This is a genomic window from Sulfurimonas sp. (assembly GCF_026988655.1).
In the GTDB taxonomy this organism is placed as follows: Bacteria; Campylobacterota; Campylobacteria; order Campylobacterales; family Sulfurimonadaceae; genus Sulfurimonas.
Genome location: NZ_JALSKT010000018.1, coordinates 1 through 22,520, shown reverse-complemented (window position 1 = coordinate 22,520; position 22,520 = coordinate 1). Strand labels below are relative to the sequence as shown.

Below are 22,520 nucleotides of genomic sequence, written 5' to 3'. Positions count from 1 at the left end.
TATTTAGAAAATTGTAGTGCAAGAAATGCACTACTGAGTAAAACTTTACTAATCTCTCTATTGAAATAGAGAAATTAATACACCAGCTGCAACAGCTGAACCAATAACACCCGCAACATTTGGACCCATTGCATGCATTAAAAGCATATTTGTACGGTCATATTCCATACCAACTTTATTTGATACACGTGCTGCCATAGGCACAGCAGATACACCAGCTGAACCGATTAATGGATTGATTTTATGACCTGGGAACAAGTTCATAAGTTTTGCCATTAACACACCAGCAGCAGTTCCTACTGAGAATGCAATAATACCAAGAATCATAATAAACATAGTATCAGGAACTAAGAATTGATCAGCTGCAAGTTTTGAACCAACACCCAAACCTAAGAAAATAGTTGTAATGTTAATAAGCGCATTTTGCAATGTATCATTTAAACGTTCAACAACACCTGATTCTTTTAAGAAGTTACCAAACATAAAGGCACCAATAAGTGGTGTAGACTCTGGTAAAACCATAATAGCTAATGAAAGAACTAAAATAGGAAAAACAAGTTTTTCTAAACGTGTTACGTGACGAAGTGTCGTCATTTTAATTTTTCGCTCCGCATCTGTTGTTAAAGCTTTCATAATCGGAGGTTGAATAATAGGAACCATCGCCATATATGAATATGATGCAACCGCAATAGCACCTAATAATTCAGGAGCAAGTTTCGTTGCAATAAAAATTGATGTTGGACCATCTGCCCCACCAATAATAGAAATTGCAGAAGCTTGTTGCAATGTAAAATCAACAAAACCATAGTGTGAAAGGGCTACAGCACCAACCAAAGTTCCGAAGATACCAAATTGTGCAGCCCCACCAAGAAGCGCTGTTTTAGGGTTTGATAAAAGCGGACCAAAGTCAGTCATAGCACCAACACCCATAAAGATTATGATAGGGAACATCTCATTTGAGAGCCCCATATTATAAATCACCCCCAAGAAACCATGCGCTCCTGCAATATTCGCAACAGGAATGTTTGCTAAAAATCCACCAAACGCAATAGGGAGAAGTAAAAGCGGCTCAAATCCTTTAGCTATGGCTAACCAAAATAAGAAAAATGTAATCAAGATCATAATCACACGACCAAGACCTTGATGAAAGCTACTCATATGCTCACCATTAGCACTTAATTCATTTGGATCTGGATTTACAAGAGCTACCACACCTGTATCTTTTAAAAAGCCCATAATCATTTCACTAAAAGGTTTAGAAACATATGTTTCTTCTTTATGGGTAGAAGCTTTGGCAACTGCTTCATGCTCTGAAGCACCTGCAGTCGTATTTGCAAATGCAAGAAGCATGAAAAGAGCAAGAAATTTAATTACAATATTTTTCATCCAATTATCCTAATACGGCTACTACTTGACCTTCTACAACTTTATCATTTGTAGCTACATTGATACTTTTTAATACTCCGCCTCTTGTTGCCACTACATCTATCTCCATTTTCATAGATTCAAGAATCATAATAACATCACCTTCATTCACGCTTTGACCTGGATTAGCAACTATTTTCCAAACACTACCCGGAAGTAATGCTTTAATTTCTGTATCATTACCGGATGCTGCAGGAGCTGGTGTTGATGCAGCTGGCGCTGCACTTTCTCCATTTACTGCTGTTACTTGAATATCTGCGTCACCTTCTGCAACTTGAACACTAAACTTTTGTCCGTCTACTACTACTGTATAATTTCCACTACCCATATTTGAACTTCCTTCACAATCATTTTTCATTTGAGATATTTTACGAACGTTTAATTCGCCTTCGCCTTTAAGGAATGCGATACCTTTTTCTTGACATGCTGCTGCAATAAAGATATTTTCTTCCGTGATTTCAATATCTTCTTCTTTTAGTTTAGTTATCCAACTCTCTAAAGATTTTGCAGGGTCTGCATCAGCCAAATCAAGTGCTTTTTCCGTTGTAGGTTCAAGTCCTAATTTTTCTGAAGCAATTTTTACAATTTCAGGATCTGGTGCAACAGGAGTTTTACCAAAATATCCGAGTACCATTCTTCCATAACCTGGAGCGATAGCTTCCCATGGCCCTTGCATTACATTGTTTAATGCTTGTTGAAAGTAAAACTGAGAAACTGGTGTTACAGAAGTACCATAACCACCTTTTTCTACTACCTCTTGCATAGCAGCTATCACATCTGGAAATTTATCTAAGATGTCATTATCACGCATCATTTGTGTATTTGCAGTTAATGCACCACCTGGCATTGGAGAAAATGGTATTATTGGTGAAACCATTGTTGCTTCTGGTGGCATAAAATAATCACTTAAGCATGATTGTAACTCTTTTTCATATGTCAGTATTTTTCCTAGTTCTAAACCACCAAGGTCATAATTCATGCCCTTTGTTGCATGAAGCATAGTTAAAATATCTGGTTGCGCTGTACCACCACTCACAGGAGCAGCAGCCATGTCAATACCATCTATCCCAGCTTCAAGAGCTGCCATATAAGCTGCTACAGAAACACCTGCTGTTTCATGTGTATGAAGACGAAGATGTGTATCCTCTCCAACCATTTTTCTAGCCATTTTGATTGTTTCAAAAACTTTCTGAGGATTCGACGTACCACTAGCATCTTTAAAACAAATACTATCATACGGAATACCACTATCTAAGATTCTGCGAAGTGTTTTTTCGTAGTATTTTACATCGTGAGCACCATGACATCCTGGTGGTAAATCCATCATTGTTACTACAATTTCATGTTTTAAGCCATGATGTACAATTCTTTGACCTGAATACTCGAGATTGTCAATATCATTGAGAGCATCAAAGTTACGAATAGTTGTCGTTCCATGTTTTTTAAACATTTTTGCATGAAGGTCTATCAACTCTTTTGAACCAGTATCTAACATAACTGTATTTACACCACGAGCAAGTGTTTGAAGGTTTGCATCAGGTCCTACAATTTTACGAAACTTATCCATCATTTCAAAAGCATCTTCTCTTAAATAAAAGTAAAGAGATTGAAATCTTGCTCCACCACCAAATTCAAAGTGATTTATTCCTGCAATTTTTGCGGCTTCGACTGCTGGAAGAAAATCATCCATCAATACACGACCACCAAAAACTGACTGAAAACCATCTCTGAAAGTTGTATCCATTACATCTATAAATTTTTTAGCCATTTTAATCCTTACCCTTGTCTATGATGTGCTATCGCAGCAGTAATTGCTGCAACTATCTTGTTTTTATCTTGCTGCTCATTTGCCGTATTCACTGCTATGTCAGCTGCTTTAGGCTCAGGGAAAAATCTATGAATGATATATGACATCAAATTTATAGCCATTATCATTATGATTAGGAATGCGAACACTGTTCCCATTCCTAAAAACATAAACTTCACTCCTTCCATTACGAGATTAGTTTCCATTAAATTACCTTTTTTCATAATTTGTGAGTTTAGTATAGTATAAAGATGTTTAAAAAAAGTTTTTTTTCTTTAATTAAATCGCTAATGTTACCTTTTGATTGTATCTTTGAAGAAGTTAAACTTAAAAATAATTCTTTTTTGCTAAAATATAAAAAATACAATATACAGGAATTTTCAATTATGATAGCTGGAATGTACGAACAAGATTTTATGGCATATATGCTTTTTGGATTAATACTCAATTTCACTTTTTCAATTCTCTTTGGAATATATCTAAGTAAAAATATTGGGATACAGGAGATGATAGAATCAAAAGGTAGCAAACAACAATCTTTATTTGTAACCTTAAGTCTTTTTATTCCCTATGCAAAGATGTTGATTACATTATATAGGGTAACTGTTCTACAAATGTTTTTTCTTAACAAAGGTTATTCTCATAAAGAGTTTTGGATATATATAACAAATGAGAAAAAAGAAAACTCATAAGATGAGCGATTTCAAATTAAAGGTTATATTAAGCTTACTTGCAGGTATTGTATTTTCTTTTGTCTTTATTTTACTTGCTTTTGCTCTACCTTTAAATACTACTGAAAAAAAAACTTTCGTAAAACCAAAAGGAAAACTTGAACAAATTTCTCATTCACTTAAAAATTAACTGAACTTAAAAAAAATTTTTAATTTTAATAAGTCTTAGCGTGTTATAGGCACATTGAGGGTTTAACTTAATTATTGCTACTTTCAAAGCTTCAATACATAAGAGTAGATATTTTAAATCATCTTTTTTTATGAGTTCATAAAGGAGTATTTCAGAATCTTTAATGCGAAGGTTTCTAGCAACACCCAAATTTTTATGTGCAAGTTCTCGAAAGAGTTTGTAATCAAGTTCCATCTTATTACTTTTAGAGTTTTCTAACTCTTTGAGATAAACTTCAAACTGTACAAGTGACTTTATCATTTGCCCTACATAATCTTCTACTAGTTCATTAATGAGCTCCTCATCAAGCCCAAGTTCATCCATCGCCTGCATAGGGCTATACGTATATCTTTCTAAATGAAGATTTTTTAGGTCTGTAGTGATCAATGATTCAAAAATTTCATCTGCTTCTTTTTTCATAGCAGAAAAATCCTCAGCTTCTATTGATTTATTTAATAATTCGAAGTTTTTTAACATGGCGATAGAATATCATATTTTTGTATGAAAACAAAGTGTTTTAGAAGTTTTATAAGAAGAATATCATGAGTACCAAATTCTTTGGCACTCATTCAAAAAAATTATAAGGCTTTAGAAATTATTCTATTAAGACGAACAACAAAATCAGCTGTATCATCAAGCTCTTGACCATCAAATAGTTTTGCTTGATCGAGTAAAACATGTGCAGCATCTTCTATAAGATTTCTGTCAGAAGTATCTTTTAATTTTGCAATTAATTCATGTTTTGGATTAATTTGTAAAATAGGTGCTGGTTCTGGTGCATCAGTTGCTTGACCCATTTGTTTCATCATTTGTGCCATCATATAAGAAGGGTCTTCTTTGTCTATTTTGATTGCAACAGGAGAGTCTGTAAGCTCTGTTGTAACTGCAACACTTTTTACACTCTCACCTAAAATCTCTTTTATCTCTTTGGTGAAGCCTTCGTAAGATTTTGCTAACTCTTCTTGCTCTTTTTTCTCTTCTTCACTCTCTTCAAATTTCGCATCAGCAGCAGGAATAAGTTTGTACTCTTTATACTCTGTTACCATTGGAAAGATTATCGTATCAACTTCTTCATTTAAAAGAAGTACATCAATACCACGAGCTTTAAATTTTTCTAAAACCGGAGAATATTTTAACATATCTATTGATGTTTTAGCTGTTAAATAATATATCTCTTTTTTCTCTTCATCTACACCTTTTACAAACTCTTCTATTGTTGTCATTTCATCAGAGTTTAATGTATGGAATTTTAAGAGTTCTAGAATTTTCTCTCTGTTTCCAAAGTCACTATAAAGACCCTCTTTGAGTACATTTCCAAACTCTTTATAAAAAATATCATACTTATCAGAGTCTTTTTTCATCATTTTTGAAAGCTCAGAAAGAACTTTTTTTACTGAAGTATTTCTAATTTTACTCATGATAGGATTTGACTGTAAAATTTCACGACTTACATTTAATGGTAAATCTTTAGAGTCTATCACACCACGTAAGAAACGTAAATATGTTGGCATAAGCTCTTTTTCATCATCTGTAATAAATACACGATTGATGTATAGTTTAATACCCGGTTTATAATCGACTCTGTATATATCCATCGGTGCTTTACTTGGAATATAAAAAAGTGTAGTGTATTCAATAGCACCTTCAGTTTTATTGTGCATCCAAGTTAAAGGTTCTTCGCTTGAGTGTGCAATAGTTTCATAAAATGAGATATAATCCTCATCTTTTAAATCACTTTTTGGAATTGTCCACAATGCACTTGCACTGTTTATTTGTTCATTTACTATTTCTGTACGAGCTGGTTCTGTCTCTTTGCCATCATCATCTGTTAGCGCAGGTATTGTTTTTTCTTTATCCATAAAAATTGGAAAAGGAATATGATTTGAATATTTTTTTACAATACTTTCAACACGGTATTCCTCTAAAAATTCTTCTTCTCCCTCGTTAAGGTACATAATGATTTCAGTTCCGTGAGAATCTTTTTCAGCAGGTTCTATTTCAAATTCGCCAGCCCCTTCACTTATCCATTTGTAAGCTTGTTCTTCTCCGGCTTTTTTAGTGATAACTTCAACTTTATTTGCGACCATAAATGAGGCATAAAAACCTACACCGAACTGTCCAATAAGGTTAGAGTCTTCTTTTTGATCTCCCGTAAGATTTTCTAAAAATGCTTTTGTACCACTTTTTGCAATAGTACCAAGATTATTCATCAAATCTTCTTCATTCATTCCTATACCAGTATCTTTGATAGTTAACGTTTTAAGTTCTTTATTTATAACTATATCAATACGTGGTGCGAACGTGACATCTTTATATTTTTCATCAGTTAACACTAACATATTTAGTTTATCAAGTGCATCTGATGCATTTGATACTAACTCACGTAAAAATATCTCCTTGTTAGAGTATAGTGAATGTATCATTAGTTGTAATATTTGATTTGCTTCTGTTTGAAATTGATGTTTAGCCATAATTTAAATCCTTTTTTTAAAATTTGATAGTATTTTAGCAAAAAAAGTTAATGGTTGCAAGTTTTATCAATATTATTTAGTCGTATTGACTCAAGTTTATCAAGTTTTTCTTTTTCGCTATAATGAAGTTATGAAAAAAGAAACACTAGAACTCATAGAGCCAACACCTATTTTGCATTCTAAAAAATGTAAAATCACTGCGTTTAGCATAAAAACACTCTTACAATTTGCTACACCTATAGTAGCATTAATAGCTTGGTATTTATATGATTACTTTATAGCAGGTGCAACTTTACTTATCACTTTCATTGTCGTAGGCATTATCCGCGCCAAAATAAGAAATGCAGTCATACCTCTACACCAAAGAGAGTACCAGTATGATGATGCAAGCATTGCCGCATGGTACACAGCAAAAGAGTTATGTATAGATACAAATCCTATAACATCGAACGAATCATTATTGCATAATGCAGAACAAAAAGATTGAGAAAAAATATAATTAAAGAAGAACCACGAGAGATAAAGTTTTGAAGTTTCGTTCGCTCTTTTGTGTTTGTTTTAAATGCAATGATAAAATGCACAATCGTCGCAAGAATCATAATACCAACAATTATAAGCTTTTTACATAATGTTTCAACTATAAGAGAGTTGTCACTTGAAAAAAGTAATTCATAGAGTCCGTCATTTACAATCATAACAACACCAGTACTAAGTAAAACTAAAAGAGAAACAATTTCAAAATAGCCAAAAATTGGCCCTATATGAGGATAAACCATTTTTTGTTTTTCTTTATCTAATAAAGTAACACCCAAAACAAACATGAAGATAGATCCGCCTATCCAAGCAATAGCAGCAATAAGATGAATATGTATAAAAATACCCAAAAAAAATCCTTGATTTATAATTGAGCGTATAATATTACATTAGAGGTTACATTTCATTGATTTAGCGCAAGAAATAACTCTTATATTGAAAATTTTTTATCTTAAAGCTAAATCTCAAGACTAAAGCCCCTATTAACTCCCAAACTGCTATTATTACAAAAACCAAAACAAGTAAAGAATTTATGGCACTTATAGACCTACAAAAAATTTCAAAACACTATTCAGCTCAAAAAATTCTCACTGAAATCGACTTCCATGTTGACGAAGGTGAGCGTATCGTTATCATCGGAAAAAATGGAAGTGGAAAATCTACTCTTATGAAGATAGTCAATGGTTCACTAGAACCTGATGGCGGTAGACGTATCATAAAAAGTGACTTAGAAGTCAAAATGCTCGATCAACGTCCCGAATTTGAAGAAGGGCATAATGTTAGAGAAGCTGTAGAAGCAGGATTAAAAGAACTAAACGCAGCAAAACAAAGGTACAATGAGCTCTCACTGCGTTTAGCAGAAGATTTTGAGAACAAAACTTTACTTGATGAGCATGAACAACTCTCACGTTATATAGAACATCATAAAGCTTGGAATTTAGATGATAAGATTGAGCGTATTTTGCAGCATTTTGATCTTAAACGTTATGAGCATAAACCTATTGCACTTTTAAGCGGAGGTGAGCAACGTCGTGTTGCCCTTGCCTCTTTACTTCTACAAAAACCAGATGTTTTACTCCTCGATGAACCAACCAATCATCTTGATGTATATATGGTAGAGTTTCTAGAAGAGTTGATTTTAAAAGAAAAGTTCACTTTGGTATTTATCTCACATGATCGTTATTTCATCGACCGCATTGCTACAAAAAGCGTCGAAGTAGAAGATTGTCAGATTCGTGAGTATAAAGGTGGCTATAATGACTATCTTATACAAAAAGCTGAGTATCTCAGAACCTTGCAAAAACAACATGACAACCTTCTTGGAACCCTCAAAAGAGAAAATGAATGGTTTGCAAGAGGAGTCCGTGCAAGACTCAAGCGCAACGAAGGAAGAAAAGAGCGTTTAATGCAGCTTCGAGAAGAAGCAAAAACTAATCCTGCCAAGATTAGAAAAATGTCTGTAGAACTTCAAAGGGAAGCTAAACACTTTAACCGTGACAAAAGTGTTAACCAACAAAAAATGCTCTTTGAAGTAGAAAATGTTAGTCTTAAACTTGGGGATAAAGAGCTATTACACGACTTTAGTACACGCATACTACAAAAAGATGTCATCGCCATCGTTGGACCAAATGGCAGTGGGAAATCCACCCTTTTAAAAGCACTACTTGGACGAATTGAGCCAACAAGTGGAAAGATAAAACGTGGTGAATTTAAAGTAGGTTATTTTGACCAACATAGAGAGATGCTTGATGATGACAAAAATCTCATAGAAACCTTTTGTCCGCATGGAGGTGACCGTGTTAATGTACGAGGAAGTGATTTACATGTTTATGGATATCTTAAAAATTTTCTTTTCCCTAGAGAGTTTCTAGAAAAAAAAGTTGGGGTATTAAGTGGTGGCGAAAAAAATCGTGTTGCTCTTGCCTTACTTTTTACACAAGATGTAGATATACTCATACTTGATGAACCTACAAATGATTTGGATATTCCTACTATCAATATTCTTGAAGAGCAGCTCACAAACTTTTCTGGTGCTGTCATAATTGTTAGTCATGATAGATATTTTGTAGATAAGATAGCAAAAAAACTCTTCATCTTTCAACCTGATAAAACCATAGAAGAATCATACCAACAATACAGTGAGTATCTTGAACTTGAAAAAGAAGTCAAAGAACTCTCAAATATGGAGAATGAAGCACGCAAAGAAGAAAAAATAAAAGAGCCTACACGAGAAAAACAAAAAACACTTAAACTGACATTTAAAGAAAAAATTGCTTTAGAAAAACTACCCCTTGAGATAGAAGAGCTTGAAATAAAGCTAGAAGAAAAAAACAACTGCTTAAGTGATCCTCAATGCTATGAAGCCATAGGTCTTAGTGCCCTAGCAAAAGAACTCTCCGATATTGAAACACTGTATGAGCAAAAAATTGAAGAACTTCTAACAATCCAAGAAAAAGAAGAAGAGATAAACAATGCCTAAACCATCATATAAAGAAAAAAGAGCCCAAGAAGTAACACAACTAGGCTCAGAACATACAGAGTACAAGTATGAGTATGCTCCTGAAGTTTTGGAAACTTTTGAAAATGTCCATCCAGAGATGGACTACTGGGTCACACTCAATGCAGATGAATTTACTTCACTCTGTCCTAAAACAAATCAACCTGACTTTGGAACACTTATCATCAACTATATTCCTAATATTAAAATGGTTGAGAGCAAATCTCTTAAACTCTATCTCTTTAGTTTTATGAATAGTGGTGAATTTCATGAAGATGTTGTAAATAAAATTGGTAAAGATTTAGTCAAACTTATGGAGCCGAAATATCTTGAAGTTATCGGTCTTTTTTATCCTAGAGGAAATATCAGTATCCATCCTACATTTAGTTATGCTAATGAAGAAGAAAAGTACAAAACAATAGAAAACTACAGATTTTTAAACCGAAATCTCAACCCTCAAAGAGTAGGATAGAATATGAAACTTTCTAAACGCAGTATAGTCAAAAATACACGCATACAATATATGTCGCATGAACTTCTTTTTTTGGCAAAGAGTGGACAACCTTATCGTGGAACACTCTATGTAAATTTCACAAGCCTAGGTGAAACTTTTGAATTACCTGACTTTAAAAAGTATATCACAACATTACGAGACAAAAAGCTAAATGCAGAAGATATTGCCTATGAAATATTTCATACAATCGAGGAAAGTATAAAGACAAATGATTTAAGTGTGATAGTTGATTTAACAGCTCGTGGAGGGATTCAGCAAAGAATCTGCTTCGGAGCGCAATTCGATACCAAAGAAAAACAAAACATCTTTCAAGTAAGATAAACTTACTTGTGTGCTTCTTTTAAAGAGTCTGCGATTAAAAATGCAAGCTCTAAAGATTGATCTGCATTCAGACGTGGATCACAATGCGTATGGTAACGAGAGCTTAAATCTTCCTCAGTTACTGTAAATGAACCACCAATACACTCAGTAACATTTTTACCAGTCATCTCAAGATGAACACCACCAGCGACAGTTCCCTCTGCTTTATGCACTTGGAAAAATTGTTTCATCTCAGTTAAAATATCTTCAACAGGACGAGTTTTATAGTTGTTTGATGATTTAATAGTATTTCCATGCATTGGGTCACATGACCAAACTACATCTAAACCTTCTCTCTCAACTGCACGAATAAGAGCCGGCATATGCTCACCAACTTTATTTGCACCCATTCTCACGATGATATTCAGACGACCTGCTTCATTCTCAGGATTTACTGCTTTTGCAAGTTTTACTAAGTCATCAGGGTCCATAGTTGGTCCAGCTTTAATACCGATAGGGTTTTTAATTCCTTTCATATACTCAACATGTGCACCATCAAGTTGACGCGTTCTATCACCTATCCAAACCATATGTGCAGCTGTATTATACCAATCACCAGTAATGGAATCTTTACGTGTAAATGCTTCTTCGTATGGTAACAATAGTGCTTCATGAGAAGTATAAAAGTCTGTCTCTCTTAAAGTTCTATATGTTTTAGAGTTCACACCACATGCTTCCATAAACTGTAATGATTTTTCTATATCTTCTGCAATAACTTGATACTTCTCACCCACTTCACTACTGTGTGCAAAGTCAAGATTCCATTTGCTGACTTTATGTAAATCCGCCAAACCACCAGAAGCAAAAGCACGAAGTAAATTTTGTGTAGCAGTTGCTTGATTATACGCTTTTATCATACGTTCTGGATCTGGCACACGAGATTTTGCATCAAAATCAATTCCATTGATGATATCCCCACGATATGAATCTAAAGTAATATCGCCTATAGTTTCATAATCTGATGAACGAGGTTTTGCAAACTGACCGCCCAGACGACCAACTTTAACAACAGGAACACCACCTGCATATGTCATAACAACCGCCATTTGCATTAATGCCTTAAAAGTATCACGGATATTATCTGCATGAAACTCACTAAAACTCTCAGCACAATCTCCACCTTGAAGTAAAAAAGCTTTCCCTTTAGAAACATTTGCTAATTGTTCTTTAAGTGAACGAGCTTCTCCAGCAAAAACGAGAGGAGGATAGTTTTTCAACTCTTTTAATACAGCTTCTAATTTAGCTTGATCAGGATAAGTCGGTTGTTGTAAAATTGGTTTTGCTCTCCAGCTTGATGGGCTCCAAGTACTCATAGTTTAGACCTTATATATTATTATTTTTGTAATATTAGCTAAATATAGTTAAAATTCATATGAGAAAAGCTATTTTTATGCTTAAAAAAGTATAATTAGTAATATTTTTAAATTGGGAGTGCCATTGAAAAAAAATGACCTGAAGTCACTTGTAAAACAAATGTATAATGATTTGCTTACTACAATTGAATCCCAAGAGCAACCTAATAAAGATGAAATCATTCACTATCTTGAGGATGCAGTCTTAACAATTCAGAGTTTAAACCCTGATAGACTTGACTCTGCTGAGCATACCAAGCTTGCTTTTCGAGATGCCCATGAAGAGATAGCAAAAAGTAGTATCGCAGCATACAAATCAACAAATAAAAGATTTGAAGAGATTACGTCAATGCAAGAAAAGACACTGCATGAAAGTGCTTTTATAGATACTGATAATATTAAAGATAAGTTTGAAAATATTCAAACTTTTATGGCACAAGAAGTCCAAAAAGCTAATGATATTATTGCGGAGTTAACTGAGAAAGTCAGCAAACTTGAAAAAACTTCAAATCTTGATGGGCTTACACAGGTCTTTAACCGTAGAGCCTTGGATCATTTTATTTCCAATCTTTGTAAAAAGAAAAATTTACAGCATGACTTGCATCTTTTACTCTTAGACATTGATAATTTTAAAAGTATCAATGACAAATATGGACATATTACAGGTGATAAAATTTTAATTTTTATATCAAATATTTTGAAAAAAACACTTAGAGACGGAGATAAACTTTTTCGGTATGGTGGAGAAGAGTTTATCATCATACTAAATAGAATTGACACTCAAACTGCGAAACTTGTAGCAAGAAGAATTTTAAATCTCATCAGCAATAATCAACTTATTTACAAAGGAAATACTCTTAAAGTTACAATGAGTATCGGTCTTACGAAATATGTTACAGGTGATACTCCTGATGAGTTTATTACAAGAGCAGACAATGCACTTTATGAATCAAAACATAAAGGAAAAAATCAATTTAATGTGGAGTTATTCAATGGAGTTTAATTATTTTGACCTAGTAGCGTCAATAATTATTTTATTACTTGGGTTAAAAGGTATTTTAAATGGCTTTTTTAAAGAAATATTTGGTCTGATTGGTATAATCGGTGGTATATTTGTAGCTTCACGTGTAGGTGATCAGGTGGGTACTTATCTTAATGATAGTATTTTTAATTTTTCAAGTGAAGCGGCTGTAAGTTTTACAGGTTTTCTTGTCACCTTGGCGCTTTTTTGGCTTGTTATGGTCATCGTTGGAGTTGCATTTAAGAAACTTAGTTCTTTAAGTGGTCTAGGTCCGGTAGACAAAATCCTTGGTTTTGTTGTTGGTTCTGGAAAATTCTTTCTTATTGCAGCTGTGATTTCTTTTGCTATTTACAACATTAAAGCTGTACGCTCTAGCTTAGATTCTGCACTCAAGGGAAGTGTTCTTTTTCCTGTTCTTGTTGAAACGGGTGGATATATCATGAAGATAGACCCTGTAGCTGCAAGTGATGAATTAAACGCTAGTATTGACAAGGCTACACAGAGTGTCAAAGAAACTGTTCAAGAAAATATACAAAGTACTTTACAAGAGGAAGCAAATATGCAAATCAAAGAAATTAACAACACTATAAATAATTTAGTTACAGAGAAATAGAATGCCTGATATTACAACTGACTTTCATGATAAAACTGTTAAATACGAAGAGTTACTCAATGATTTTAAACAACTGTTAAAGAAGAATAATTTCAAGTTCACTATTCAACGTGAAGTTATTTTAGAAACTTTGTATAATTCTGACGAACATCTAACACCTGAGGCACTGCATAATCTTATTCAAAGTAAATATCCTGACTTAAAAACCGGTATTGCCACTGTATATAGAACGCTTTCTCTTCTTGAAGAATCAAACATAGTCACATCCCTGTCTTTTGGGGCACAAGGTAAAAAGTATGAACTTGGCGCAAAAGAACATCATGATCATCTTATCTGTACAGAGTGTGGACAAATTACTGAGTTTGTTGACTCAGAGATTGAAAAACGTCAACATGCCATAACAGAAAAACTCAATTTTAAAATGCTCGACCACTCTATGCAGATCTATGGTATCTGTAAAGAGTGTCAAGAAAAAAAATAATAAACTTATAAAGAAGGAAAAATTATTGTTATTTGATAATAAATATATACAACAAAGAATCGAAAAAGCACAAGTTCTAAAAGATGCAGGATATAATCCTTATTCAAATGATTCAAAAAGAAATACGACGATAGAAAAATTTTTAAATGTAAATTCTGATATTGTTGACCTAGAAGATAAAAGAGATGAAAAGCGTCACTACATTGTTAGTGGACGTATAAAGTTTTTACGTATCATGGGAAAAGCGAGTTTTGTTAAGATAGAAGATGAAAGCGGTATGTTACAAATTTATGTTGCCCGCGACAACCTTCCTGAAAATTTTTACAATACTATATTTAAAAAAAATATTGAAGTTGGTGATATTATTGAGATTGGTGGTTATCCTTTTGTAACAGGAAAAGGCGAACTTTCACTTCATGCTGACACTCTTAAGATTTTAACAAAATCTATCAATCCACTTCCTGAAAAATTTCATGGAATTACTGACAAAGAGATACGCTATAGAAAACGATATCTTGATTTGATCATGAACTCAGAAGTAAGAAAAACATTTCAAATCCGCTCTCGCGTCATTTCATTAACACGCCATTTCTTTGAAGAGAAAGGTTTCTTAGAAGTTGAAACACCAATGATGCATCCTATCGCTGGTGGAGCAAATGCAAAACCTTTTGTAACACATCATAATGCACTTGGAGTTGATAGATATCTAAGAATTGCACCTGAGCTTTACTTAAAAAGATTGATTGTCGGTGGATTTGAGGCTGTTTTTGAAATTAATCGTAATTTTAGAAATGAGGGAATGGATGCAACACATAATCCTGAATTTACTTCTATAGAATTTTACTGGGCATATAAAACATATAAAGATTTAATCGAAATTACAAAAGAGTATTTTAGATACCTTTTTGATCATTTAAATCTGCCTACACTTCTTCCATATGGAGATATGGAAGTAAACTTTGATAATTTTCAAGAAATTCCACTCATAGAGTCTTTAACTACTATCGGAGGTGTTCCTGCAGATGTTACGCAAAATAAAGAAAAAATCATCACGTATCTAAAAGAAAAAGGCTTAACAGTGAAACCAGGAATGAATCTTGGACAACTGCAAGGGGAACTCTTTGATGAGTTTGTTGAAGAAAAACTTATTGACCCTACTTTTATTACAGAGTACCCAGTTGAGATTTCTCCGCTTGCAAGAAGAAATGATGAAAATTCTGAAATAACAGAACGATTCGAATTATTTATCGCAGGTCGAGAAATTGCCAATGCTTTTAGTGAGTTAAATGATCCTATTGATCAACTTTCACGTTTTGAAGGTCAAATGGCAGCAAAAGATAGTGGAGATGATGAAGCACATGAGATGGATAGTGATTTCGTTGAAGCACTTAGCTATGGTATGGCACCAACAGCTGGACAAGGTATTGGAATTGACAGACTTGTAATGCTACTCACAAATGAAGCTAGCATTCGCGATGTTATCTTATTTCCAGCCATGAAACCAGTACTAAATACTGCTAATGAATCAGAAGAGGAAGAAGCTTAAAAAGCTTTTTCCTTATTTACTTTCAATAAGTCTTGAAAAATATTCCTGAGGATGTTTACAAACAGGACATTTTTTCGGCGGTTTTTTCCCATAATGAACATGCCCACACACTTCACAAATCCAAGCTTCTTCTAGTTCACCCTCAAATTCATGTCCTGTAGTTAATCGCTCTAGTAACATTCTATACATTTTTTCATGCTCAATTTCTACTTTACCTATGGCAGTAAAGAGTGCCGCAGCCTCTTTATCCCCCTCAGCTTTTGCTATCGCTGCAAAATCAGGATACATACTTTGATTTTCATAATGCTCTCCATTTATAGCATCTTGAAGATTTTCTTCTGTTGAGCCAAAATTATTTTCTCTTTCATATTTTATTCGATTATGAAGTGCCAACTGCAGTTTTGCATGCGTTTTTTCATTATTAGCAGCTCTTTGAAAATGTGCGGCAATATCACGATACCCTTCTTTTTGCGCTACTTTTGCATAAAATTCATATTTATTTCTTGCTTGTGACTCTCCTGCAAAAGCCTTCATCAAATTAACCAAGGTAAGATTTTCAGTATCCATTTTCATAGCTTGACCACAACAATAAAGCTCCCCACCACCCACGTTTTGTACTTCAACTACATTCCCACATATCTCACACGTATACGTTTCATACTGTCTCATTTCATATCCTTTATTTGACGATTATTTCAATCATTATTACATAAGTAAACTTAAAGGAAAATTATTATCCATTATATTGTTTTTATTCAGAACAATATTATTATATTTTTAGTACAATGATAATATTTTTAATTTTATAAGGATTTTTATACCATGAGTTTTTTAAAAGAGTACGATGAAGAAGTTTATAACTTATGCGAAAAAGAGCTAGAGAGACAAACTGACCACTTAGAGATGATTGCATCTGAGAACTTTACTCTTCCCGCAGTAATGGAAGCAATGGGTTCTGTGTTTACGAACAAATATGCAGAGGGTTATCCTGCAAAACGCTACTACGGTGGTTGTGAACATGCAGATAGTGTTGAGCAGCTAGCAATAGATAGAGCATGTGAGCTTTTTGGATGCAAATATGCAAATGTACAACCACACTCAGGAAGTCAAGCCAATGGTGCAGTTTATGCAGCACTTTTAAAGGCTGGTGACAAACTCTTAGGTATGGATTTAAGTCACGGTGGTCACTTAACTCATGGTTCAAAGCCCAGTTTTTCAGGTAAAAATTACTCTAGTTTCACTTATGGAGTTGAGCTAGATGGTCGTATCAACTACGATAGAGTTTTAGATATTGCAAAAATAGTACAACCAAAGATTATCGTTTGTGGTGCTTCTGCTTATGCAAGGGAAATTGACTTTGCAAAATTTCGTGAGATAGCTGATGAAGTTGGCGCAATTTTATTTGCTGATATTGCACATATCGCTGGACTTGTAGCAGCAGGAGAACACCCTAGCCCATTTCCTCATGCGCACGTTGTAACAACAACAACACACAAAACACTTGCAGGCCCTCGTGGTGGTATGATAATGACAAATGATGAAGATATTGCAAAGAAAATAAATTCTGCAATTTTCCCAGCTCTACAAGGTGGACCACTTGTTCATGTTATTGCAGCAAAAGCGGTTGGTTTTAAATACAACCTTTCTCCTGCATGGAAGGATTATGCTAAACAAGTAAAAGCAAACGCAGCAGTTTTAGCTGATGTACTTATGAAACGTGGGTATGATGTAGTATCGGGCGGAACTGATAATCATCTTGTGCTTGTTTCATTTGTAGGTACTGAAATTTCTGGGAAGGAAGCTGATGCAGCACTTGGAAATGCAGGTATTACAGTAAACAAAAACACTGTACCTGGTGAGACAAGAAGTCCATTTGTTACCTCAGGAATACGTGTAGGTTCTCCAGCACTTACATCTAGAGGGATGAAAGAGCCTGAATTTGAGTTAATTGCAAATAAAATGGCTGATGTTCTTGATGATATCAATAACACTGAACTACAAGCAAAGATAAAACTTGAGCTCAGAGATTTAGCGCATAAATTCGTAATCTATAACCAAGCAACATACTAAGGTTTTTTTATGACTGCAATGGATTTAAAACTTATTAAAATGACAAGTGATCACTACTGGATTAAAAGAGATTCAGTAGTAAATAAGATAACCTTTAAAGGGCGAACTTTTTATAATAAGTTTGAAAAGATAAATGAACCTTTAAATCAATCCCTCATTAATAAGCATATTAAAGGTGAAGTAACAATCGCTCACTCAGTAGTTGATAAAAAAGGTATTGTAGAAAATATCGTGATCGACTACAATGGTCGAGATCCTGAAAGGTTTTATCATAAGGCACAACTCTTGCTTCGTGAAGAGGGATATATAAACTTTACGGCTTATGAGACAAAAACAAAAGGTCACTTGCATCTTTATATCCATAAAGGTCATACAACACTTCAAGAGGCTATTCAGCTTGGTAAAATGATTAGTATGAAGTTAGCTGCGAAACAACCAAAACAATGGAGAATGTTTCCAAACAATGATATGCCGGATGAGTACAATATATTAACTCTTCCCTATGAAGTCTATGCTAAAGAGCGTGGTGCTTCATGGTCAAAGCATATGTAACTAAATCTAAATTTGAGGATAAATTATGGAAGATAAAAACGAACTAAGTGATATTGTATTAAACAAAAGCGGCTCATCTAATTCTAATAAAAAAATTATTTTAGCAATCGCTACACTAGGAGTTGTTCTCATCGTAGTCGTTATGCTTATGAATTCTATCAATTCAAATGGAACAAATAATTTACCTCAAGCTGTCATTCCTCCTGAGCCTAAAGCACAACAAACTGCTAACACAGAGCTTGAAAAAGAGCCTCTATTTGAAGAAGTTGAAGTTATTCAAGACAATGAAACACCATCTCAAGAATTGGATAAAGTCGTTCAAAAACTCAAAGAGCAAAGTAGTGATAATACAGAAGTTACACAAACAGTAATGACTCCTGTAAAAAAAGTACATAAAAAAGAAGTAGCCGTAACTCATACAGCTACAAAACCTATGAAAAAAGCAAAAACTCCTACACAAAAAAGTGGAGTCTATTTTATCCAAGTTGGGTCATTCTCAAAATACACACCTAATAAAAAGTTTTTAAATTCAATATCTAATCTAGGGTATAAATATAGTTATCATAAAGTAAAAAATGTAAACAAAGTTTTAGTGGGTCCATTTAATTCACTAAAAGATGCAAATAATGCTAAAAAAGTACTTCGTTCAAAAGTTGAACCTGGTGCATTTTTAGTAAAACTCTAATAATAGGCTTAGATTTGATATATTCAGACCAATTTACATTAGATCAGCTTGCGCCTATTGCTGTCTACTCAAAAATGAAAGAGTTATTTCCTAATGAAATAAGTTATCTCTTTGAAAGTGCTGGACAAAGTGAAGGGAATTATAGTTTTATCTGTATTGGTGCAAGAGAAAGACTACAGTATAAAGATGATAAAACTATTTATACGGATAAAGAAGGAACAACTTTTAAAATAGAAAAAAATCCTTTTGACTTTTTAAAAGAATACTATGCTCAAATCAATACTTCTGCTTACAAACAAGCTACAAAAGATTTGAACGTAGGCTATGTTGATGGTTTTATAGGTTATATCGGATACGATATGGTGAAAGTGTTTGAACCAAAACTTCAAACATTTATGAATAGTTTAGAAGATGAACTACACACACCAGACTTAGATTTAATACTTCCAAAAATAGTCCTTGTTTATTCACATAAAAATCATCAAATCACTCTTATCTCCACACTTAAAGAGTACAGTGAAAAATTTGATTTTCTTGAGACAAATCTTAAAGGTACCTATACTTATAAAGAACATATATACAACATTGGTACCGACAAAGGAACTTTTGCACACTCCAAGAAAAAGTTTTTTGAGATGATAGATAAATCAAAAGAGATGATAAAAAGTGGTGATGTTTTTCAAATACTGATGACAAATCGTTTTACACGTCATATAAAAGTTGATCCTTTTAGTTTCTACCGTATTTTACGCACCAAAAACCCTTCTCCTTATATGTTCTTGATGGAGTATGAAGCTTTTAGTATAGTTGGTTCTTCTCCTGAAGTAATGGTAAGACTTACTGAGGGTGAGATTCTTCTTCGTCCAATTGCGGGTACAAGAAAACGTGGAGACACTAAACAAAGAGATATGGAGCTTGAAGCTGAACTTTTAGCTGATCCTAAAGAGTTAGCAGAGCATTTAATGCTTATTGACCTAGGTCGTAATGATGTTGGACGTGTAGCTAAAACAGGTAGTGTCCAAGTCCAAGATATGATGCATATCGAAAGATTTTCTCATGTTATGCATATCGTTTCTGATGTTGTTGCTAACCTTCAAGAAGATAAAGATATGTTTGATCTTTTTATGGCAACCTTTACAGCTGGAACAATGACCGGTGCACCAAAAATTCGCGCTATGGAGCTTATCGCTGAGTATGAAGGTATTAAGCGTGGTTTTTACAGCGGAAGTATTGGATACTTTGGATTTGATGGTAATATGGACAGTGCTATCACTATCCGAACTGCAATGGTTAAAGAGGATAAAGTTATATTACAAGCTGGTGCTGGTGTAGTAGCAGATAGTGTAAAAGAACTTGAGTACCTTGAAGTAAATAATAAACTCGGTGCTCTTATCCATTCGTTAGAAGATTTGGATAAAATTTAATGCAACTTTTTTCAATCTTTGGAAACCCTGTTTCGCACTCAAGAAGTCCACTTATGCACAACGCTGTTTTTCAAAATCTCAACTATAAAGCTTGCTATACTCGTACATTTTTAGAAGATGCAAAGAAGTTAAAAGAGACATTTTTTGCACTTCATTTAAGTGGAGCCAATGTTACAGTACCGCATAAAGAAGCTGCGTTTGATGCCTGTGATGAAGTGAGAGGTTTTGCAAAAACAGTTGGAGTTGTTAATACTCTAGTCAATGAGAACGGAAAACTTATCGGATACAACACAGATGCAGATGGGTTTATGTATGCTATCAAAGAGTTTAAAAAAATTGAAAATATTTTGGTTATTGGTGCAGGAGGAACAGCAAGAGCGCTTGTCGCTCGATTTTTACAAGACAATATCAAAGTCTCTCTACTCAATAGAAGTGCTGCACGATTAGCAGATTTTAAACAAATGCCTTGCGAGTGTTATACTTGGGACAACTTTCAAACGCAGCAATATGACCTTGTAGTAAATACAACAAGTGCTGGTCTTAAAGACGAGAATCTTCCCGCACCAAAAGAGCTTACACAAGAGATACTAAGTAACACAAACTATGTGGCTGATGCGATTTATGGAAAAATGACACCTTTTTTACAAATGGCAAAAAAGATGAACAAAACTTATAAAGATGGTGCTGATATGCTCCTTGGTCAAGGAGTTTTAGCAAATGAGCTTTTTACCAACCATAAACTAAAAACAGAAGATATACAAAGAGAAATGAAAAAAAGTTTTCAACTTTAAAAAGCTTATCTAGAAAAACTAAAGCCTATTGAGAGTTTTGAAATATTTTTATTATAGTCTATTAAAGATTCTACATACCCACTAAAAAACTTTATATACAAATAAGATTTGTCTTTTCGTAAAGGATAAGAATATGTTGCTTCTGTCGCTCCTTTCATGGTTGCTAAGTTACCACGTGCCATTATACTAAACATATGCTTGTGATAAAAATAGGTAAACTTTGCTTCTGTATAACCTAGATAGTTCATAAGATCAGGATTATCACTTAAATTTCCACTTCCTGGAAATGGTGCTAAAAGTGTCAAATCTGTAATAAGTGTATTATGTTGTAGTCGTAATGTTGTATAAAAATAATTTATACTTTTTGAAAGATTAAATCCATTAAATTCCAACACATCTTCGGTATTTGGTTGCCCGTTTGATTTATGCGCAATCGCTAATTTTAATGAACGTATTTGAAATATTGATTTCTGATCATTAATAGGAAAAACAACAAAACCTTCAGGATTGTATAAATTTTCTCTAAACGGAGAAGATGCAACATAGATCTGCCAGAAAGCTTCTTGTGTATATGCTAAAGAATATTTTTCACCTAAACCAAAAATATCCTCAAAAACTTCAAGTTGTAAACTAACCTGAATTTCAGCTTCATACTGTTCATATTCTACAATATTTAATTTATGGTTAATATATTTTTTATTTGCAATTCCGAAGGGTAAAAGATAATTTGCTTTGTAAGGACGAAGACCAAAAGAGTTATTAAGCCATTTTTGCACATTCTCTTTGGACGTATCATTTTTAATATCAACAATATTAATTTTACTTCTTGTCGCATCAGAAATTTGTTCCGCATGCAATACTGATAACAGTAAACTTATATACAATATGAATGATTTCATTTAAATCCTAACCTTGTCTTGTAATGCTCTTGTTAATGAAAGTAAATCAATATTTTCCAAACTTACACCCGTAGGTACACCCTGCGCTATTTTAGAAAAGTTTATCTCATACTGGCTTAATTTATCCTCAATATAGAGTATCACAGCATCATTTGATATGGATGGTGTTAAAGCGAACAATACTTCGGTTACACCATTTTTTACTATATCCTCTAAATGTGAAATACTCAACTCCTCTAAAGTTTCAAGTACAAAGTACTTTCCATCAAACAAACCATTTTCTTCTAAAAGTAAGATATCTTTAGCATTTTCAACTATACAGAGCAAAGTAGTATCACGAGACTCATCACTACAAATATAACAGATTTCATCTTCACTCATTCCACCACATTCACAACACTTTTTCAAACTTCCCAAAGCATCTTCAATAGCATGGGCGATTTTCATTCCAGCATAGGTGTCATTCATTATCATATAATATGCTAATCTTGTGGCAGACTTTTTTCCTATTGTAGGGAGTTCACCCAGGGCATCAACAAGTCTGTTAAATTTTTCTAAAGAGTTATTCATTTATTTTT

General features: G+C 33.7%; 25 protein-coding genes. 15 read left to right on the top strand and 10 right to left on the bottom strand.

Going from position 1 to position 22,520, the window contains the following annotated elements; genetic code table 11:
• Positions 1 to 57: 57 nt before the first annotated feature.
• Genes MV052_RS02000 through MV052_RS01990 form a run of 3 tightly spaced genes read right to left on the bottom strand, consistent with a single transcriptional unit; the run spans position 58 to position 3,438 of the window.
• Entirely contained in the window at positions 58 to 1,386 is a 1,329-nt protein-coding gene (locus tag MV052_RS02000) for a sodium ion-translocating decarboxylase subunit beta (protein WP_297440482.1), read from the bottom strand.
• Positions 1,387 to 1,390: 4 nt separating this feature from the next.
• Positions 1,391 to 3,193 carry a biotin/lipoyl-containing protein gene (locus MV052_RS01995; RefSeq protein ID WP_297440480.1) on the bottom strand — a complete coding sequence of 601 codons (1,803 nt, stop codon included), beginning with the start codon at positions 3,191 to 3,193 and terminating at the stop codon, positions 1,391 to 1,393.
• A gap of 8 nt (positions 3,194 to 3,201) precedes the next feature.
• Positions 3,202 to 3,438: an OadG family transporter subunit gene (locus tag MV052_RS01990; RefSeq protein WP_297440478.1), complete on the bottom strand. Its 237-nt coding sequence runs from the start codon at positions 3,436 to 3,438 to the stop codon at positions 3,202 to 3,204.
• Between the two features lie 180 nt (positions 3,439 to 3,618).
• On the opposite strand from MV052_RS01990, the gene MV052_RS01985 reads away from it, so the two are divergent.
• Entirely contained in the window at positions 3,619 to 3,924 is a 306-nt protein-coding gene (locus tag MV052_RS01985) for a hypothetical protein (RefSeq protein WP_297440476.1), read from the top strand.
• Positions 3,902 to 4,093, top strand: coding sequence for a hypothetical protein (locus tag MV052_RS01980; protein ID WP_297440474.1), 192 nt, complete (start codon positions 3,902 to 3,904; stop codon positions 4,091 to 4,093). Before MV052_RS01985 ends, MV052_RS01980 begins: the two co-directional genes overlap by 23 nt.
• A 6-nt stretch (positions 4,094 to 4,099) precedes the next feature.
• Here the strand turns inward: MV052_RS01980 and MV052_RS01975 are convergent, their stop codons facing one another.
• Together MV052_RS01975 and htpG are read right to left on the bottom strand one after the other, a co-directional pair.
• Positions 4,100 to 4,552, bottom strand: coding sequence for a hypothetical protein (locus MV052_RS01975; RefSeq protein WP_297440472.1), 453 nt, complete (start codon positions 4,550 to 4,552; stop codon positions 4,100 to 4,102).
• A gap of 158 nt (positions 4,553 to 4,710) precedes the next feature.
• The gene (gene htpG, locus MV052_RS01970) at positions 4,711 to 6,603 is read right to left on the bottom strand and encodes a molecular chaperone HtpG (RefSeq protein ID WP_297440470.1); all 1,893 of its coding nucleotides are present in this window, start codon (positions 6,601 to 6,603) and stop codon (positions 4,711 to 4,713) included.
• A 130-nt stretch (positions 6,604 to 6,733) separates the two neighbouring features.
• On the opposite strand from htpG, the gene MV052_RS01965 reads away from it, so the two are divergent.
• Positions 6,734 to 7,090, top strand: a complete 357-nt coding sequence (locus MV052_RS01965) for a hypothetical protein (protein ID WP_297440468.1) — start codon at positions 6,734 to 6,736, stop codon at positions 7,088 to 7,090.
• On the opposite strand, the gene MV052_RS01960 is transcribed toward MV052_RS01965, so the two are convergent.
• Complete coding sequence (locus MV052_RS01960) at positions 7,041 to 7,487, bottom strand: hypothetical protein (RefSeq protein WP_297440466.1); 447 nt, start codon at positions 7,485 to 7,487, stop codon at positions 7,041 to 7,043. The genes MV052_RS01965 and MV052_RS01960 overlap by 50 nt on opposite strands.
• A 182-nt stretch (positions 7,488 to 7,669) precedes the next feature.
• Between MV052_RS01960 and abc-f the strand changes: the two genes are divergently transcribed.
• From abc-f to MV052_RS01945, 3 genes are read left to right on the top strand one after another with little or no spacing between them, the layout of a single operon-like run.
• Positions 7,670 to 9,616 (top strand): ribosomal protection-like ABC-F family protein, encoded by a 1,947-nt coding sequence (gene abc-f / locus MV052_RS01955; protein ID WP_297440464.1) that lies wholly within the window; start codon positions 7,670 to 7,672, stop codon positions 9,614 to 9,616.
• Positions 9,609 to 10,106 (top strand): preQ(1) synthase, encoded by a 498-nt coding sequence (gene queF, locus MV052_RS01950; RefSeq protein WP_297440462.1) that lies wholly within the window; start codon positions 9,609 to 9,611, stop codon positions 10,104 to 10,106. Before abc-f ends, queF begins: the two co-directional genes overlap by 8 nt.
• A 3-nt stretch (positions 10,107 to 10,109) precedes the next feature.
• Positions 10,110 to 10,469 carry a hypothetical protein gene (locus MV052_RS01945; protein WP_297440460.1) on the top strand — a complete coding sequence of 120 codons (360 nt, stop codon included), beginning with the start codon at positions 10,110 to 10,112 and terminating at the stop codon, positions 10,467 to 10,469.
• A 2-nt stretch (positions 10,470 to 10,471) separates the two neighbouring features.
• Here the strand turns inward: MV052_RS01945 and MV052_RS01940 are convergent, their stop codons facing one another.
• Positions 10,472 to 11,821, bottom strand: a complete 1,350-nt coding sequence (locus MV052_RS01940; protein WP_297440458.1) for a class II 3-deoxy-7-phosphoheptulonate synthase — start codon at positions 11,819 to 11,821, stop codon at positions 10,472 to 10,474.
• Between the two features lie 124 nt (positions 11,822 to 11,945).
• Here MV052_RS01940 and MV052_RS01935 point away from each other — a divergent pair, with 124 nt between their 5' ends.
• From MV052_RS01935 to lysS, 4 genes are read left to right on the top strand one after another with little or no spacing between them, the layout of a single operon-like run.
• Positions 11,946 to 12,863 (top strand): GGDEF domain-containing protein, encoded by a 918-nt coding sequence (locus MV052_RS01935; RefSeq protein ID WP_297440457.1) that lies wholly within the window; start codon positions 11,946 to 11,948, stop codon positions 12,861 to 12,863.
• Positions 12,853 to 13,494: a CvpA family protein gene (locus MV052_RS01930; protein ID WP_297440455.1), complete on the top strand. Its 642-nt coding sequence runs from the start codon at positions 12,853 to 12,855 to the stop codon at positions 13,492 to 13,494. Before MV052_RS01935 ends, MV052_RS01930 begins: the two co-directional genes overlap by 11 nt.
• A gap of 1 nt (position 13,495) precedes the next feature.
• Positions 13,496 to 13,975, top strand: a complete 480-nt coding sequence (locus tag MV052_RS01925; RefSeq protein ID WP_297440453.1) for a Fur family transcriptional regulator — start codon at positions 13,496 to 13,498, stop codon at positions 13,973 to 13,975.
• 25 nt (positions 13,976 to 14,000) lie between these two features.
• Complete coding sequence (lysS, locus tag MV052_RS01920) at positions 14,001 to 15,521, top strand: lysine--tRNA ligase (RefSeq protein ID WP_297440451.1); 1,521 nt, start codon at positions 14,001 to 14,003, stop codon at positions 15,519 to 15,521.
• A 12-nt stretch (positions 15,522 to 15,533) separates the two neighbouring features.
• On the opposite strand, the gene MV052_RS01915 is transcribed toward lysS, so the two are convergent.
• Entirely contained in the window at positions 15,534 to 16,190 is a 657-nt protein-coding gene (locus MV052_RS01915; RefSeq protein WP_297440449.1) for a ferritin family protein, read from the bottom strand.
• Between the two features lie 153 nt (positions 16,191 to 16,343).
• On the opposite strand from MV052_RS01915, the gene MV052_RS01910 reads away from it, so the two are divergent.
• From MV052_RS01910 to MV052_RS01890, 5 genes are read left to right on the top strand one after another with little or no spacing between them, the layout of a single operon-like run.
• Entirely contained in the window at positions 16,344 to 17,591 is a 1,248-nt protein-coding gene (locus tag MV052_RS01910; RefSeq protein ID WP_297440447.1) for a serine hydroxymethyltransferase, read from the top strand.
• 9 nt (positions 17,592 to 17,600) lie between these two features.
• The gene (locus MV052_RS01905; RefSeq protein ID WP_297440445.1) at positions 17,601 to 18,143 is read left to right on the top strand and encodes a DUF1882 domain-containing protein; all 543 of its coding nucleotides are present in this window, start codon (positions 17,601 to 17,603) and stop codon (positions 18,141 to 18,143) included.
• 25 nt (positions 18,144 to 18,168) lie between these two features.
• On the top strand, positions 18,169 to 18,828 hold the full coding sequence (locus MV052_RS01900) for an SPOR domain-containing protein (protein ID WP_297440444.1): 660 nt from the start codon (positions 18,169 to 18,171) through the stop codon (positions 18,826 to 18,828).
• Positions 18,829 to 18,842: 14 nt separating this feature from the next.
• Complete coding sequence (locus tag MV052_RS01895; protein ID WP_297440442.1) at positions 18,843 to 20,252, top strand: chorismate-binding protein; 1,410 nt, start codon at positions 18,843 to 18,845, stop codon at positions 20,250 to 20,252.
• A complete protein-coding gene (locus MV052_RS01890) occupies positions 20,252 to 21,043 on the top strand; it encodes a shikimate dehydrogenase (protein ID WP_297440440.1) in 792 nt (263 codons plus the stop codon). Before MV052_RS01895 ends, MV052_RS01890 begins: the two co-directional genes overlap by 1 nt.
• A 5-nt stretch (positions 21,044 to 21,048) precedes the next feature.
• On the opposite strand, the gene MV052_RS01885 is transcribed toward MV052_RS01890, so the two are convergent.
• Complete coding sequence (locus MV052_RS01885) at positions 21,049 to 21,942, bottom strand: phospholipase A (RefSeq protein WP_297440438.1); 894 nt, start codon at positions 21,940 to 21,942, stop codon at positions 21,049 to 21,051.
• Positions 21,943 to 22,512, bottom strand: coding sequence for a recombination mediator RecR (recR, locus tag MV052_RS01880; protein ID WP_297440436.1), 570 nt, complete (start codon positions 22,510 to 22,512; stop codon positions 21,943 to 21,945).
• Between the last annotated feature and the right edge of the window lie 8 nt (positions 22,513 to 22,520).

Excerpts from the sequence above, each read along its gene's own strand:
- MV052_RS02000 (WP_297440482.1), bottom strand. The coding sequence starts at position 1,386 with ATGAAAAATATTGTAATTAAATTTCTTGCTCTTTTCATGCTTCTTGCA.
- MV052_RS01995 (WP_297440480.1), bottom strand. The coding sequence starts at position 3,193 with ATGGCTAAAAAATTTATAGATGTAATGGATACAACTTTCAGAGATGGT.
- MV052_RS01990 (WP_297440478.1), bottom strand. The coding sequence starts at position 3,438 with ATGGAAACTAATCTCGTAATGGAAGGAGTGAAGTTTATGTTTTTAGGA.
- MV052_RS01985 (WP_297440476.1), top strand. The coding sequence starts at position 3,619 with ATGATAGCTGGAATGTACGAACAAGATTTTATGGCATATATGCTTTTT.
- MV052_RS01980 (WP_297440474.1), top strand. The coding sequence starts at position 3,902 with ATGAGAAAAAAGAAAACTCATAAGATGAGCGATTTCAAATTAAAGGTT.
- MV052_RS01975 (WP_297440472.1), bottom strand. The coding sequence starts at position 4,552 with ATGAAAAAAGAAGCAGATGAAATTTTTGAATCATTGATCACTACAGAC.
- htpG (WP_297440470.1), bottom strand. The coding sequence starts at position 6,603 with ATGGCTAAACATCAATTTCAAACAGAAGCAAATCAAATATTACAACTA.
- MV052_RS01965 (WP_297440468.1), top strand. The coding sequence starts at position 6,734 with ATGAAAAAAGAAACACTAGAACTCATAGAGCCAACACCTATTTTGCAT.
- abc-f (WP_297440464.1), top strand. The coding sequence starts at position 7,670 with ATGGCACTTATAGACCTACAAAAAATTTCAAAACACTATTCAGCTCAA.
- queF (WP_297440462.1), top strand. The coding sequence starts at position 9,609 with ATGCCTAAACCATCATATAAAGAAAAAAGAGCCCAAGAAGTAACACAA.
- MV052_RS01945 (WP_297440460.1), top strand. The coding sequence starts at position 10,110 with ATGAAACTTTCTAAACGCAGTATAGTCAAAAATACACGCATACAATAT.
- MV052_RS01940 (WP_297440458.1), bottom strand. The coding sequence starts at position 11,821 with ATGAGTACTTGGAGCCCATCAAGCTGGAGAGCAAAACCAATTTTACAA.
- MV052_RS01930 (WP_297440455.1), top strand. The coding sequence starts at position 12,853 with ATGGAGTTTAATTATTTTGACCTAGTAGCGTCAATAATTATTTTATTA.
- MV052_RS01925 (WP_297440453.1), top strand. The coding sequence starts at position 13,496 with ATGCCTGATATTACAACTGACTTTCATGATAAAACTGTTAAATACGAA.
- MV052_RS01915 (WP_297440449.1), bottom strand. The coding sequence starts at position 16,190 with ATGAGACAGTATGAAACGTATACGTGTGAGATATGTGGGAATGTAGTT.
- MV052_RS01910 (WP_297440447.1), top strand. The coding sequence starts at position 16,344 with ATGAGTTTTTTAAAAGAGTACGATGAAGAAGTTTATAACTTATGCGAA.
- MV052_RS01905 (WP_297440445.1), top strand. The coding sequence starts at position 17,601 with ATGACTGCAATGGATTTAAAACTTATTAAAATGACAAGTGATCACTAC.
- MV052_RS01900 (WP_297440444.1), top strand. The coding sequence starts at position 18,169 with ATGGAAGATAAAAACGAACTAAGTGATATTGTATTAAACAAAAGCGGC.
- MV052_RS01890 (WP_297440440.1), top strand. The coding sequence starts at position 20,252 with ATGCAACTTTTTTCAATCTTTGGAAACCCTGTTTCGCACTCAAGAAGT.
- MV052_RS01885 (WP_297440438.1), bottom strand. The coding sequence starts at position 21,942 with ATGAAATCATTCATATTGTATATAAGTTTACTGTTATCAGTATTGCAT.
- recR (WP_297440436.1), bottom strand. The coding sequence starts at position 22,512 with ATGAATAACTCTTTAGAAAAATTTAACAGACTTGTTGATGCCCTGGGT.